Origin of the sequence: Streptomyces sp. NPDC058678, from assembly GCF_042714835.1 — a bacterium.
Taxonomy (GTDB): Bacteria; Actinomycetota; Actinomycetes; order Streptomycetales; family Streptomycetaceae; genus Streptomyces.
Genome location: NZ_JBHXSG010000084.1, coordinates 17,672 through 31,964 on the forward strand (window position 1 = coordinate 17,672; position 14,293 = coordinate 31,964).

Genomic DNA, 14,293 nt, shown 5'->3' on the forward strand with positions numbered 1-14,293 from the left:
GTGTTTCGTTCTCGGCGGTGAGCAGACTGAGGGCGCGGACGAGCGCGGGAACGTCCTAGCGCAGACGGGCGAGTTCCTCGTTCTTGTTCGCGATGGTCTGCTTCAGCGTGACGATCTGCGCGCGCAGGCGGGCTTCCGTGTCGGAGACGCCTCCTCGCTCGCGGACGTGGGTGTAGAACTCGTTGCGCAGGTCCGGGTGGCGCTGGGTGAGGGCGTTGCGGGGGACCTGGGCTTCGAGGGCGAGGGCGACCACGGTCAGGGCGCCGTTGGAGTGTTCGGGGCGGCCGGTGAGGATGCGCTGCATGGCGGCACGGATCCGGTCGCGTTCATCGGTCGCTGGGCTCACGTCGCTGGCTCCTGGCAGGTGATGCGGGTGCGGTCGTGGGTGTCGGCGAGGTTACGCAGCCGCCCGGCCGTGGCGAGGAGCCGGTCGGCGATCGGCTGGGGGTGGTGGAGTGCCTGACGGGCGAGGCCGTCGGCCCGGTCGCGGAGCTGCCGGGCGTGGTGGTCGGTGCGGACGGTGTTGGCGCAGCCGGTGACACAGCGGTCCAGGGCCGGTGTGGTGCTGTCGGCGGGACGCTCGCACAGGGCCAGCTCGCGTTTGTAGCGGCACAGCAGCAGGGCGTGAGGGTTGTCGTAGAGAACGCTCCCGTCGCGGGCGAGGTACTTGCGGGCGAAGTCGGCCTTCACGGTGGTGCCTTCGAAGCGCCGGACGGTGCTGGCCTGGTGCAGGGCCTGGCGGGCGGCGGGCCCGGAGATGCCTTCCCCTTGGCTGTAGCGCTCGTGAAGGTCGGCTGCAGTCTCGGCGGTGCTCAGGGCGGTCTCGATGTCGATGAGGTCGTGGATGCCGCGGCGGGAGCGGGTGCCGTATCCGCCTGCGACGTCGGTGTCGAGGACGGTGCGCAGGTGACCGTACTGGATGGCGAGGGCGACCAGTCCACCGGGACGGCGGGCGATGTGCCAGGCCAGCGACCGGCGGAAGCGCACCGCTGTGACCGGCCCGGCGGGGTCCGCGGGGATGACTTCACGGGGGAGACCGTGGCGGGCGGCTTCCTGGTTGGCCCAGGTGATGAAGTCGGCGATCCGTTCGCGGATCCCGTCGCTGCCCATGGCCTTTCCACGGTGACGGACGGCGCCGCGGTGGTAGTCGCTGGCGAAGAGCAGCTCCCCCTCCGGGACGATCTGCTCCAGGACGCGGATGGCCGCGACGACGGGAGCGATGGCGACCCAGGGGACGTCCCGCTCGACACCGGCGGAAAGGTAGTTGCCGTCCTCGTCGACGGCGGTCTTGAACTGCCGGGTGCGGATCAGATGCCACGGTTCCTCGCGGCCGTCGGCCGGGTCGGGACAGCAGCCCGAGCGCATGGCGAGGACCTCCTCGGGGCGAGCGCCTGTCAAGTACGCGCAGAGGATGAACGCCGCGGTTCCCAGATGCCGCAGCAGCACCGGGGCCTCGACGAAGTCGACATTCGGGCGCCACGGCCTGCCGGCGATGGTTGCCGTCACCGGCACATCGAGCGGGCAGGGACCGGGCCGCTCGGCTGCCGCCCGCGTCAGTCCGTGCACACGGGCGATCCGGTCGACCTGATAGAGGGAAACGCCCGCGAGAGCGGCCAGATAGGCACGGGCCACGGTCGTCTTGCCGCCGTTGCGGACCGCGGGCACCGGAGCGCTGGCAGTGAGAGCTGGCTCCAGAAGCCGTTCGAGGACCACGCGGCCTTCCCCGCTCGCGGGGTTGGTGACCGCGGCCCGGGTCAGACGGGCCGGTTCGGCCGCGGCGGCCAGGATGTCACCGGCGAGATCCTCCACCAGGCGTACCGCCCAGGTGAGCAGGGGCGCCATGGTGGCCGTGGCGATGGGTTCCGTGGTGTTCTCGCCCCGCTCGCTTCTGTCCTTGGGTAGATAGTCGGCGACCAGGTCGGGTTCGTCCCACGGCGGGCGGGCCATCCCGGTGGGGTGGGCGGTGATCTGGTCGAAGGCCCACAGGCGGCACACGTCCCGCAGCACGTCCCGGGTCCGGTCCGCGCTGGCCCCAGAGTCTTTGAGGTAGTGGCCGTAGGCGTCGAGGAGCTCGATGTCGCAGTCCGTCAGGGAGGTGATGCCCTGTTGGTTGAGCCAGCGAGCCATGCGCATCCACTGCGAAACGGTGCCGGCGGTCGCCCTGCCGCTCTGGCGGCTGCGCATGCGGATACCGCGCTCACGCAGATACGTCGCCGGAAGCTCCCCGTTGATCATCGTCCACGCGATCAGCTTCAACTGAGGACGCATCTGTGCTGGGCAGTTGCGCCAGTGGATGGAGCTCCGTGTACTGCTCGGGTTGGCGATCAGCGGTGCGAGGGACCATGACCCGTCTGTGTAGCGGCTGTTGAGATGGGCGTGCTGGGGCGCCTGGACGCGGTGGGCCAGCACCACCGGGCCGGCCGCCGCGGGCACGGGCAGAACATCGGGCGCGGGCAGGGAGTGGGCCGTCACGGGTTGAGGGCTCCGTTCAGCAGAAGATCGATGAGAGCACGGTCCGTGGCGGTGACCTGCGCCAGCGCGGCGCGCTGCCGGCCCGCGCCCAGGCGCCGCCACAGGTCCTCAAGGCGCTCGTAATGGTCGGCCCACTCCCTGTGCCACACCGGCTCGGGCAGAACGGAGCGCAGGTGGGACAGCGCCGCCTCCAGATGGGCGAGCCGCGGATGATGGCCGGTGTGGACGCGGGCGTTGGGGCAGCCCAGACACATCAGGAACGACGCGCCACAGCCCCCGCCCACGTCGGGCCAGGGACTGGCGCCGGCGTCATGGCAGTCGGCCGTCGCGGTAGGGGTGTCCGCCGGATCGCCGTCCTCACGCAGCTGCGCGGCCAGCACCGCGGTGCGGGCATGGTCGAGCGCGGCCAGAGCCCCGGCCGCGATCACCGGCCGTGCCTCCTCCTGGACCTGGGCGTCGGGCAGCACATAGCGCCGGTCATGGGTGGCCTGAGAGTGCTGGAGAGGGCCGCGGCGGGTCACCACCGTGCGCCGACCGCGCTGGAACGGTGAGCCGGACAGCTGGTGCCGGCGGGCCCAGAAGCGGACGTCGTCATGGCAGAGGCCGAAGGCGAACCGGCCGACCGGAGCGCGGCGGTCCTTGTCACCGCTCGGAGCCCCCGTCTTCGCGGTGCGCGAGACGATCAGCACGTCGGCATCAGGATCCACGGCGGCGACGGCCGCCCGGGCGAACCGGGTGGCCGCCAGCGCCTGCGTGATCAGCCGCCCGCCCGAGCCCGCTCCGGTGTCCGTGACGTTCTCCGTCTCGTACCAGCGCCCCGCCCCGCGACGGCGCTTCTCGACCGGCACCCGATAGGTCGGCCGTCCGTCCCGGCCGGGATCGGGGCTGGCCCGGGGCACCTTGGCCCGGTCGACGACCGACAGGTTCCACCCGAACTCGGCGAGCAGTAGAACGCTCAGCGAAACCGCTTCGGACCGCGACAAGAACAGCCGCTTCCAGGTCTGCACCCGCGCACCCCCGCCCAGCGCCCGAAGCCACTTCGCCGGAATGTACTCACGGCCGCTCGCATCGATCGCACGGGGGACATCTCCGGTACGGGCCAGGAAATCCAGCGCCTCACCCAGCATCCACCGGTCATCGCCCGGGCCGATCACACCGCTTCGCCACCGCTCCAGCAGGCGCCCGTTGTCCTCGATCCGAAGCAGCGCAGCCCTGAAGTCCTGGCGGGCGGTGCGGACGATGTGATCGAAAGAGGCCGTGTCGTAGGACTGAACACTGCCCCGCGAGCCGGGCACCCGGCGCGCGAGGAGCTCCGCCACCGGCCCGCTCCGCAGCCGTCCGTCCTCGCGAAGGAGATTGCTGACCGTGCGCACCTGCTGCCGGCCACCAGGCGAGGCGAGCTTCGCCAGCCGCCACCGGCGCAGCAGATCGACCGTCACCCCACCGAGATCGCGCGGACAGTTCGGCTGCTCCGCGAGGAACGCCGCGAACCGCCTGATCTCCCGCCACACCCAGCGGGAGGTGGAGTGCGCCGACCAAGCTGCGGAACGGCACTGACCGGCGAACAGAACCGCCAGAGAACGCTGCAACGGCTCCGCCACGGGCAGGAGAGCGAAGTCGTAGGTGGCGATGTATCCGTCATGGTTACGGTGCTCCACCACCAGCCCGTCCGGGACGGACGGCTCGGGGAAGTCCAGGTCGCCGGGAGGAAGAGCCGCCTTGCGGCCGCGCCCGCTCACGCCCGCTCCCCCGCCGGAGTCAGCGCGGCTTCGATGTCCTGGACGCCGCTCGCCGCACAGGCCACCTGGGCGAACAGGTCGTCCAGGTCCGGCGCCGGGCCGCCCATCGGCGTCGGAGCCGCGCTCAGCAAAGACTCCAGCTGCAGATGACGCACCGGCGCGAGATAGTGCCTGATCGTGGTCTCCCGGGAGGAATGACCGAGGAGACCCTGCACCATGAACCACGGATCGCCGTACAGCAGCCGGAAATCACGACGCTCTTCGGGACTGAGCCCGTACCGCCGGTCCATCACATGATTCAGCACCACCAGCATGAACAGCGCGAAGGAATGACGCCCGGCATGCGGAGTCGCATACGGGGCGTACACCCGGTGCGGATCCCGCCTCGCCAGCGGCGTGAGTACCTGCCGGCACCGCTGGTTCGCCGTACGGAAAACCCCGTTCCACGAGTGCGGATAGAACGGCAGCCCCCGCTCGCTCAGCCACAGCCACAGCGGCTCCGGACCCTCCGGCCCCTCAACGAACAGCGTGGCCCGCTCCTGCCAGGTCAGCAGATCCAGCGCCCGCTCCCCCCGCCCACCAGGCCCCTGCCAGCGCACCCGCGGCTTCAGCCCTCCAACAACTTCGGAGACCAGCCGCATGGGCACCCGGTCATACAGCCCACGCGCCTGGGCCTGCCGGACCGTCCACGCCCGCGAGGAGTCCACATAGTCCTGTATCTGATCAACCACCCGGACCGAGGTGTAGAACGACCGGGACCTCTTTCCTCGAGAACTTTCCGAAGCCACCGTGCCGTGGCAGTACCGACCGCCCGCCAGACGTCGCACGGGGATCTCGATCGTCAGCAACGCAGCCGCTTCCTGGCGCCGCAACCCGGAGGAGGTGAGAAGGTCGACGAACGAGGTGTTCCGATCCTCCAGACGCCCCACCCACCCGGGCGTCGGCGCCCCGTCCCGGTCGAACCCCCGCAGCCCGACGTCCGACCACAGCCGCCAGGTGCGCGGCGTCAGCCAGTGCACATTGCTCGGCCGGCTGTCCTTGGCCCGAGCCATAGGTACCGCCACCAGATGACCGCGAAACCCGACAACCTGACGCGTGGCGACCGGAGACCGCATGATCAGCCGCTCCCGCAGCGCCCACCGGTACAGGCCGCTGAACGCGGCCAGCTCACGATTCCACTTCGACCCGCCGACCCGCTCCGGATTCTCCGGAGCCCGGGTCCGCCAGTACTCGAAGTCCTCCAGATCCCGGTCCACGGCCTCGCACCAGCCTTTCCCCCTGCCCCACAGGAACGTCAAGAGCAGAGCGAGGTCGGTCGCGTAGTTGAGCCTGGTCGACACGGCAAGCGAACGGAAAGACCGGGACCGGACGTACCGGGTCAGCAGCGGGTCCACTCGATAGTCTGGCGACAGGAAGACGGGGTCGCCGGGCCGAACCCCCGACCCCTGCTCCCGTTCCGCCAAGCCCTCCAACCAGGTCTGCAGCTCGGCTGACACTGCTTGCGGCCCGGCCGCCCGTACCCAGAAAACACGCCATGCCTTCACAGACCAGCCCTTCAGCAGCCGCTTCAACACGCGCATTCAATAGGGAACTCGTTGTCCTCGGACACCATCGGTGGGCGGACATCATCGAGGCCGCCGCCGCGTACATGGACCGCGTCCACAGCTGGCGGACCCTGCACCTCTACCCGGGCGACGACCCCTCGGTGCTCATCCCCCGTATCCCGCGCGCCGTCCACACGCACGGCGTCTTCTTACGGCACCCCTGGGTTGTGCACACTCGGTCAGTGACCAAGTAGCTGGATGGTCCGCGGGTTTTGAGACAAGGAGCCTGGTCAGTCCACTACAGCTCGCGGGCCGGGCACGCCACTGCGACGTGGTTGAACCAGCGACAACGGCCTCGAGGTGTTGCCTGCGCAGGCGGTTGCCCCGTCTGGGCTACCACGGAAGGACGCCCCCAGATGAGGCACATAGCGTAATCGATTGATCACGCTACGCGACTCCCTGGAGGGTCGACCATGCCACGGAAGTCGAGACAGACACCCCGAATACCCGCGGGCCGCCGAATAGCCCTGGCGACTGTCAGCAGCCTGGCCGCAGGCTCCATCGTCCTCTCGTCGGGCTACACAGCCCTCGCCCAACCGACGCCTACCCCTTCGGACACACACCACCCCGGAGCCCACGCCCTCCGACACTCACACGACCGAGCCGCCCCCGGTCGAGCCGCCGTCCCCGGTCCCGCCGCCGCCCCCGGTCGAGCCCCCGTCCCCGGTCGAGCCGCCGCCCCCGGTCGAGCCCCCGGCTCCGGCCCTGCCCCCGGCTCCGGTCACACCGACAACCCCGGTCACACCGACAACCCCGGCCGAGCAAACGTGTACCCACACGGTCGCGAGTGGAGACACGCTGTCGGCGATCGCATCCAGGTACCTGGGTGAAGCAGGCAGGCACCCCGAGATCTACGCCGCCAACCAGGCACTGATCGAAGCAGCTGCGCGGGAGCACCCCGAACCGCCCGTGTTCGGGACGAGTGTCGGACCCAGTGGCCCGGGCCACTGGATCTTCCCAGGAACCGTTCTCACCATTCCGGGCGGGGCGTGCGTCCCGGCGACGCCGCAGACCACCGCGGGTGAGGGAGTCCCAACGTCGTGTACGGCGCCTCTCGTAATAGGTGTGCGGGGCTCTGGCCAGCTAGGGGTTCGTGTCCCGGGGGTTACCGAGGAGGAGAACCTCGCCCCGGAGGTAGGCGAGATCGTGGAGAGCCTGAGGCCCAATGGCGTGCAGGTTTGGGGCGTGCCATACCCGGCAGTGTCGGTGCCGGAACTCATCAACGACGTCAAGGAGAAAATAGGCAACAGCTACAACAGGCACACGGAGCGCGGGCTGCGGCCCGATGAGGCCACAGCGGCAGTCACGGAAGAGCTCTATAGGGAGGGTCTCCCGATACCCCACAGCGTCATGGAAGGGGCTGATCGACTCCAGCAGGACATCCTCACCCGAATCAGCCACTGCCCCCATCAGAAGCTCATCCTGACGGGGTACTCGCAAGGAGCCTGGGTCATTCGCCTTGCATTGGACAGACTCAAGGACGACCCCAATTGGCCCCTGATTCGCGACAGTATCAGTGGTATTGGGCTCCTCGCGGACCCGAACCCCAAATGTGGCCACCTTCGAGCTTTCCCGCTGAGCTCGAGGACCGAACCCACCGGGTCTGTGCGCAGGGAGACCCGGTCTGCGGCAACCCGGTCATCATGTTGACCGACCATCGATGCGGCAATCCGCGGACTGGAGCACCGTCAACCCCTGCCTGTCCGCACACTCGATACAGGACAGACCCGTCAGGAATCGGGCCCGACATCACTGGCGCAGAAGAGATTGCCAACTTCCTGCAGCTGAAGTTGACCGGTCTTCCTACTGGACCGCTTGAGTTCCCGCCGGGGTTTGGCCTCGAGTAAGTCGCACACCACCTGCGGGGGCCTCCGCACTGTGTTGGTACGGGGCTCCCGCAGTTCAGATGTGCATCCCTGTCGTCTCGCTCCGGGGACGCGTAACCGCGCTGGGGCGCAACCAGGTCACTGGGTCGCTTCATGGGTCGGTGGGCTGTGGGCGGACGCGGTAAACGTGCGGCCAATGCTTCCCGGTGATGAACAAGTCGTGCGTGGAAGGGTCCATGGCGACCCCGTTGACGTTGCCGGGACGCCGGGCAGCGGGCGGAAGGTGTGGAAGGGCACCGATGTGCAGGGTCGCCGTAACGCGCCCCGTGCCGGGGTCGATGCGGGCAATGGCATCGGTGGGCCAGACATTGGCCCACACGTCCGTGCCGGTGCACTCAAGCTCGTTCAGCCCGCTTACGGGCCCGTCACTGTCGTGGACCGTGATCCGGCCCAGCAGCTCAAAGGAGTGCGGGTTGCGCAGTGACAGGGTCGCGCTACCGTCACTCATCATGAGCCGACCCCGTGCTCGATCGTGGCACAGGCCCCAGCCCTCACCGTCGTAAGTCACCCGGCGCAGCTCGGCCAGGGTCTGGCCGTCCCGGAACACGGCCGTATGCTCACGCCACGTCAGATGCCACAGTCCGCCGTCGACTAGGGTCAGACCTTCGCCGAACCATGAGGCGGGCAGCGCCACGCGTCGGGTCACCCGGCCCGAAGACAGATGTGCCTTCTGTACCCAGGATTGTCGGTACATTCCGGAGCTCTCGTACAGCGAGCCGGCCAGAACCTCCAGGCCCTCGGTGAAGGCGCTGACGTCATGCGGCAGCACCTGGAGCACCTTCGCTTCCAGTTCCATTGGATCGGCGGGGCCTGCCATGCGGCCAGTCGGGGGCGCACCGGTCAGTCCAGAGAACACGATGAGGCATGAACTGACCGTCAGCCCCCGCAAGACTGACCGTCGCGATCCAAGGAAGGGCATCAGAGGCCTCCAAAGCAGCACGACAGGACGACTCCGAGGGGCAGGAAACGGGCCATCCGGCCACCGCTAGCCAAATCTACTTTGGAAGCGCGGAGAGGGCCCGTCATCCGTGCGGTCGGCACCTGCCCGACGTCGCCCGTTCTGGCGCCCAGAACCCGTACGGGTGGGGAGTTCCGTTGTTCCCCGAGGTCGAGATCCTGTGCTATGGCGCCCCTGACTTCCCGGGGCCAAGGCTGAGAGCGGTCAACGGTCAGTTCTCAACCTTGTCCACAATCTGGCCTGGTTCATCGTCCGCCGCCCGCGGGGTCTGGTTGCCGCCGCGATCCAGTACGGACATCTCCGCGTCCAGATGACCCTCGGCTACGCCGACCCTCGGGAATTGCATCAGACGGGCGAGAAGTCGCAGGTCGCAAGTTCAGAGCGACGGCCTGAAGGACTCCAACGCTACTACGAGCTGGCCTTCTGAACAGGCATGTTGCTAAGAAGAGCCCGTCTAATGCATGATCTGCCCTCCAGAAGGGATGGTCTGGAGTGGCGCATCAGCAGAAGGTGGCCCTTGCCGGGGCAGCTCAACTGGAGCTCGTGTCCGGGGTCGTTCAGCTGCGTCCCGAGGACGCGATGTTCGACGCGATGCTGCGGGGCTGGAGGGCTCAGCAGAAGTCGCGCGGGCTGAAGGATGAGACGATCGACCCGCGGGAACGCCTGGTCCGCCGGTTCCTCGAGTTCGCGAACGACTACCCGTGGCAATGGACGCCGGCCCACATGGACGAGTGGTCGGCCTCCTTGGCGAGCGAGAAGCATCTGGCGCCGTCCACGATCCGCAGCTACCAGGGCGACGTTCGACTGTTCAGCGAGTTCCTCATCGACGGCCGCTACGGGTGGGGGACGGCTTGCGAAGAAGCCTTCGGCACCCATCCGGTGGCCATCGCTCACGAGTGGAACACTCTTCCCCACCTCCAGGATTACGAGGGCGACCCGGAGGCCAGGCCCTTCACCCGCGAGGAACTGCAGCGATTCCTCGACTACGCCGACGACCAGGTCGCCCGCGCCGTGAAGTCCAAGCGCAAGGGCGCCCTTGCCGCCTACCGCGACTCCACCCTCTTCAAGGTCATCTACGGCTGGGGCCTTCGCCGGACGGAGACCTCCAAGCTGGATGTCGTCGACTTCGGGCGCAATCCGCAGGCTCGGCAGTTCGGCCGGTACGGCACGCTCAACGTCCGCTACGGCAAGGCAAAGAAGGGCCAGCCGCCGCGACGACGGAACGTGCTGTCGGTGATGGACTGGGCCGTCGAGGCGGTCGCCGACTACGTCGAGAACGTCCGGCCGCGCTTCGGATTCCCCGACCACCCAGCACTGTGGATCACTGAACGCGGAGGGCGTCTGCAGCCCAGCTCCATCAACGACCGGTTCGAGGCATACCGCGATGCCCTAAAGCTCCCGAAAGACCTAGTTCCGCACTCAATTCGTCATTCTTACGTCACGCATCTGACCGAAGACGGAGTGGACCGGCGCTTCATCCAGCAGCAGGTCGGTCACGAGTGCGACAGCTCCACGGCCATCTACACGCACGTCAGCGACGACTTCATGAACACTGCCCTGAGCAAGGCCCTGGCCCCGGCGTTCGCCGGCGCCTGACGAGGAAGGACCCGATGATGGCCGCCAAGCTCGACTACCACTGGCACCTGCGCAAGGTGATGGCGGACCGCGGGATGTTCTCCACCACCGACCTCCTCCCGCAGCTGAAGGAACGCGGCATCACACTCTCGTCGAGCCAGGTCTACCGGCTCGTCGTCGAGCGACCGGAGCGACTCAGCCTGAAGATCCTCATGGCCCTGCTCGACATCCTCGACTGCACCATGGACGACCTCATCGAGCCCATCTCCGCGGCCAGCTCCGCGCCGAAGCCGAAGAAGGCCGCGGCGGGCGGGACTTCGGTCTCCGAAGGGCTCGGTGACCTGCGGCCTCGACGGGCCCGCATCAGCGGAGTCGACCGGTGACTGGCCTTGCCGAGGAGGTCATCGCGGATCCGGTCGGCCTGATCGTGCGGCTGGTCGGGAACGTCGATAGGCACCTGGGCGCCGACCGCATCCGCGACATCGTCTGCACAGTCGTACGCGCACGAGCCGGCCGCCGCAGCCTCGCCCAAGCCCTGCACGACGACCCGTCACTTCTGCGGACCGGGCAGCCGCCAGCGCCCTACTGCGTCGCAAAACTACTGATGGCCCTGCGCGACGCCGGAGCTCAGGACGTCGCACTGCCCCGCTGCGGCGAGTGCGGCCGCGCATGCCACTACGTCGGCAGCAGCACCGGAGGACGGTGGGGATGCTCACCCTGCCTCGACAAGCCCGCCGTCTGCGCGGGCTGCCACGAAGAACGACGCGTCACCAGCCGGGACCGCAATGGCGAGCCCCGTTGCGCGAACTGCCCCGACGCCGACGGCGACCCGCTCCAGGAACTCACCGAGCTCATCACACGCCTTGACCCTGTCCTGGACACCAACGCGATTCTGGCCGCGCTCGGACGAGCCACCGTCCGGCCCGCCGGACAGCGTCGCCTGGCCTGGGCCGTCGTCGCCCGCCCCGACCTGCTGACCGGCGCCGGTTACGAAGCTCCCGCCCCGGCGGCCCTGCGGTTCATCGACGAGCTCGTCGAGGCCGGGGCGACCAGGGTCGTCCGGCCTGCCTGCCCGCGCTGCCACGAAGTGAAAGCGCTGTCCAAACTGCTGGAGGGCAAGCGGATCTGCCGGGCCTGCTTCGCCCACCACGCGGCTGTCCCCTGCTTCGGCTGCGGAGCCGTTCGTGAGCCCGCCACACGCGACTCCGAAGGCCGACCGTTGTGTCCGAACTGCATGATCAGACAGCCCGCGAATCTGGAGGAGTGCGTCGGCTGCGGCCGACGTATGCCTGTCGCAAACCGGCTGCCCGACGGCCCGCGCTGCAACAACTGCCGCCCGAGGATGACCGCGGAGTGCGGCATCTGCGGGAGGACGACGCTCTGCGAGCTGTCTCGGGCCACTGGCCAGCCATGGTGCGAGCGATGCCAGCACCGATGGGTGACCTGCAACGGCTGCGGCACCGTCGCCCAGGCCCGCAGCGGCACCTGGGAGGCGCCCTTGTGCGCGAAGTGCACCAACTCCGACCCGGACTTCTGGGGCCGCTGCCCGGTCTGCACCACGACCTGGCAACTCAGTCCCCGCCCCTGTCAGCGATGCGTTCTCGACCGGCAAGTACGCGACCTCCTCGGCGACGCCACCGGCGCCATTCGGCCCGAACTCACCCCGTTCCACAAAGCGTTGACGAGCGCTGAGCGCCCGGACGTCGCTATCGCCTGGATCACTCGCTCGAAGGCCCGGGACCTCCTGGAACACATAGGACGCGACGAGCGGCCCGTCACCCACGAGGTCCTCGACGAACTACCTCCGGGCAAAGTGCTGGCCCACCTGCGCAGTGTCCTGGTCGCGACCGGTGCCCTCCCGCCTCGCGACCAACGGCTCCTCGCCTTGGAGAAATGGATTATTGAGACCGTCCAGGCCCGCACCGATCTCGCCGAGCGCCGGATCCTTCACGGCTACGCGGTCTGGCACCACATGCGCCGGCTCCGACGACGCCTGAGTGAAGACCACACGACTCGTCTCCAGGATCTGAACGTCCGCTGCCACGTCGCCGCAGCCGGCAACTTCCTCACCTGGCTCACGGGTGAAGGGCTCACGCTGGGAACCTGCACCCAGCCGGATCTGGAGCGGTGGATGGCCGATGCCACGGTCAGCTATCGCGACGAGACAGGCCACTTCGTGCGCTGGTCGGTACAGCACCGATATGCCCGCGACCTGACCTACGGCACCGTCCGCTGGACCGGCCCGCTCGGCACCATCGACAGCGAGAAACGCTGGGCCGACGCCCGCCGCCTGCTCAACGACGACACACTGCCGACCCCGGACCCCGTCGCGGGACTGCTGCTGATCCTCTACGCGCAGAAGGTCGCCACCATCAGCCAACTCACCGTCAAGGACGTGCACATCGACGGCGACACCGTCGCGATCGCGTTCGGCACATCGCCGGTCGTTCTCCCCGCACCGCTGGCCAGCCTGGTCCGCGATCTCGTCGCGACCCGCCGCGGCAAGGCCAAGATCGGCACGCCCGACGACGTCCCCTGGCTGTTTCCGGGTGGCCACCCGGGGCGCCCTCTCACCGACAGCCAGATCGGCAAACGCCTTCACCGCATCGGAGTCCGGCCCAAACAGGACCGTTCCACCGCGCTGTTCACCCTCGCCACCGAAGTCCCCGCAGCGATCCTCGCCCGCATGCTCGGCGTCCACATCAAAGTCGCCGTCCAGTGGCAGCAAGCATCAGGTGGGGACTGGGCCGCCTACGCTGCCGACGTCAGCCAACGCAGACGCACACATTGATCAGACTCGGGCACACTGCGCTGATGAACGCTGATCCCGCCGCCTCCCCGCAGGAACAGGCCATCCGCCACATCGCCTCGCTGTCGTCCGGGGCCCCGGTCGACCCCGCGCTGCGGGTAACCCTGAACTTTCACCCCGACCGCACAGTGCGCGGTCGGCCGATCCTGCTCGCGTTGGCCGAGGACGGCACCTATCACTCGCAGTTCGTCACAGGCACCAGCAACGGCGGCCTGACGGCGCACCCCGGCGGTGACCGATGGCGTTGGGAGAGCCGGATCTTCGGAGGCGCCTATGACCACACACCCGCACACGAGCGACCTGTCTACGGCGCGTTGAACTTCCGGCGCAAGCCGCTCGGCGGGGCGCCTCGGTTCGGCTCCGCGCACCTTCGACTGACTGCCGAGACCCTCACCCGAGCCACGTTCTGCTACCCGGACAGTCTCTTCGAACCAACGGCCTTCGGAGTTGCGGCCAGCTTTTCCCTCGTGGAGCTGGCTGAGAACGACGGCCAGGACGCACTCGACGACTACATCGAGGCACAGGTGCACGGCCCACTCATACTGGCCCGCGACGTCGAGGCACTCGTCCTGGACCCGAGCTATCGGGGAACGGATGTGGAAAGGGCCGCCTGCCGCCTGCCATGTCGGCTCGACTGGCACCCGGGACTACGACTCACCGTCGAAGAACTCGCACGCCACCCGGACTACCGCGGCCAGGAGTACGTCGACCTGGGCACGGAGATTGCCGTCGACGGCTACCTCATTCCCCGGATCATCGGTGACGCCGCACGCACCGGACGCCATGACCAACAGGCGCTCAAGAAGGTGTGGCACTGCCTGGCACGCTTCGGAACATCCGAGGAACGCAACGCGTGATCAGGCATGCATTCGGACAGTTCCAATACCCGACTGCACCATTAGGAAGCTACGCCTCGGGCTTCCCCGACGACCTCGCGTTCGAGGACTGGCTGGCCCGGCTGGACACCCTCGCCGACGCACACGAGCGCCTACGTGAAGGCGAGCAGGTCAGCGGCCCAGCAGCCGAGACCTACCGGCACCGCGTCGAGGCCGCCACACGCTTCGCCGGCCGAGTCCTGCGCACCAAGCGGCACGCCAACGCCATGCTCACCAACCCCGACTTGCAGATCTTCCCCGGCAAGGGCATGACCTGCGTCCTAGCTGTATTGATCACGAGCGTTGTTAACGCTGACCGGGCTTGAACATGGCGAAGGCCTCCGTGTGTGGTGGAGGTGTCGAATCTTCACCGCA

General features: G+C 68.4%; 11 protein-coding genes. 6 read left to right on the plus strand and 5 right to left on the minus strand.

All coding sequences use genetic code 11. The features are described 5' to 3' along the window. Window positions 1–55 precede the first annotated feature (55 nt). From ACFWWR_RS42630 to ACFWWR_RS42645, 4 genes are read right to left on the minus strand one after another with little or no spacing between them, the layout of a single operon-like run. Window positions 56–346 carry a hypothetical protein gene (locus ACFWWR_RS42630; protein WP_384309537.1) on the minus strand — a complete coding sequence of 97 codons (291 nt, stop codon included), beginning with the start codon at window positions 344–346 and terminating at the stop codon, window positions 56–58. Continuing rightward, entirely contained in the window at window positions 343–2,472 is a 2,130-nt protein-coding gene (locus ACFWWR_RS42635) for an integrase (protein WP_384309540.1), read from the minus strand. The genes ACFWWR_RS42630 and ACFWWR_RS42635 overlap by 4 nt, the downstream gene beginning before the upstream one ends. After that, complete coding sequence (locus ACFWWR_RS42640; protein WP_384309542.1) at window positions 2,469–4,211, minus strand: hypothetical protein; 1,743 nt, start codon at window positions 4,209–4,211, stop codon at window positions 2,469–2,471. The genes ACFWWR_RS42635 and ACFWWR_RS42640 overlap by 4 nt, the downstream gene beginning before the upstream one ends. After that, complete coding sequence (locus ACFWWR_RS42645; protein ID WP_384309544.1) at window positions 4,208–5,551, minus strand: integrase; 1,344 nt, start codon at window positions 5,549–5,551, stop codon at window positions 4,208–4,210. The genes ACFWWR_RS42640 and ACFWWR_RS42645 overlap by 4 nt, the downstream gene beginning before the upstream one ends. Window positions 5,552–6,520: 969 nt before the next feature. Between ACFWWR_RS42645 and ACFWWR_RS42650 the strand changes: the two genes are divergently transcribed. Further along, window positions 6,521–7,465, plus strand: coding sequence for a cutinase family protein (locus ACFWWR_RS42650; RefSeq protein WP_384309565.1), 945 nt, complete (start codon window positions 6,521–6,523; stop codon window positions 7,463–7,465). Window positions 7,466–7,792: 327 nt separating this feature from the next. Here ACFWWR_RS42650 and ACFWWR_RS42655 read toward each other — a convergent pair whose 3' ends face one another. Then, the gene (locus ACFWWR_RS42655) at window positions 7,793–8,518 is read right to left on the minus strand and encodes a glutaminyl-peptide cyclotransferase (RefSeq protein WP_384309546.1); all 726 of its coding nucleotides are present in this window, start codon (window positions 8,516–8,518) and stop codon (window positions 7,793–7,795) included. Between the two features lie 633 nt (window positions 8,519–9,151). On the opposite strand from ACFWWR_RS42655, the gene ACFWWR_RS42660 reads away from it, so the two are divergent. The 5 genes from ACFWWR_RS42660 to ACFWWR_RS42680 are packed head-to-tail and all read left to right on the plus strand — an operon-like array spanning window position 9,152 to window position 14,244. Then, window positions 9,152–10,255, plus strand: coding sequence for a tyrosine-type recombinase/integrase (locus ACFWWR_RS42660; protein WP_384309549.1), 1,104 nt, complete (start codon window positions 9,152–9,154; stop codon window positions 10,253–10,255). A gap of 14 nt (window positions 10,256–10,269) precedes the next feature. Further along, window positions 10,270–10,617: a helix-turn-helix domain-containing protein gene (locus ACFWWR_RS42665; protein WP_384309552.1), complete on the plus strand. Its 348-nt coding sequence runs from the start codon at window positions 10,270–10,272 to the stop codon at window positions 10,615–10,617. Continuing rightward, window positions 10,614–13,025 (plus strand): site-specific integrase, encoded by a 2,412-nt coding sequence (locus ACFWWR_RS42670; protein ID WP_384309554.1) that lies wholly within the window; start codon window positions 10,614–10,616, stop codon window positions 13,023–13,025. Before ACFWWR_RS42665 ends, ACFWWR_RS42670 begins: the two co-directional genes overlap by 4 nt. Window positions 13,026–13,048: 23 nt before the next feature. Continuing rightward, window positions 13,049–13,900 (plus strand): DUF3626 domain-containing protein, encoded by an 852-nt coding sequence (locus ACFWWR_RS42675; RefSeq protein WP_384309557.1) that lies wholly within the window; start codon window positions 13,049–13,051, stop codon window positions 13,898–13,900. Then, window positions 13,897–14,244: a hypothetical protein gene (locus tag ACFWWR_RS42680; protein WP_384309560.1), complete on the plus strand. Its 348-nt coding sequence runs from the start codon at window positions 13,897–13,899 to the stop codon at window positions 14,242–14,244. The genes ACFWWR_RS42675 and ACFWWR_RS42680 overlap by 4 nt, the downstream gene beginning before the upstream one ends. Window positions 14,245–14,293 lie beyond the last annotated feature (49 nt).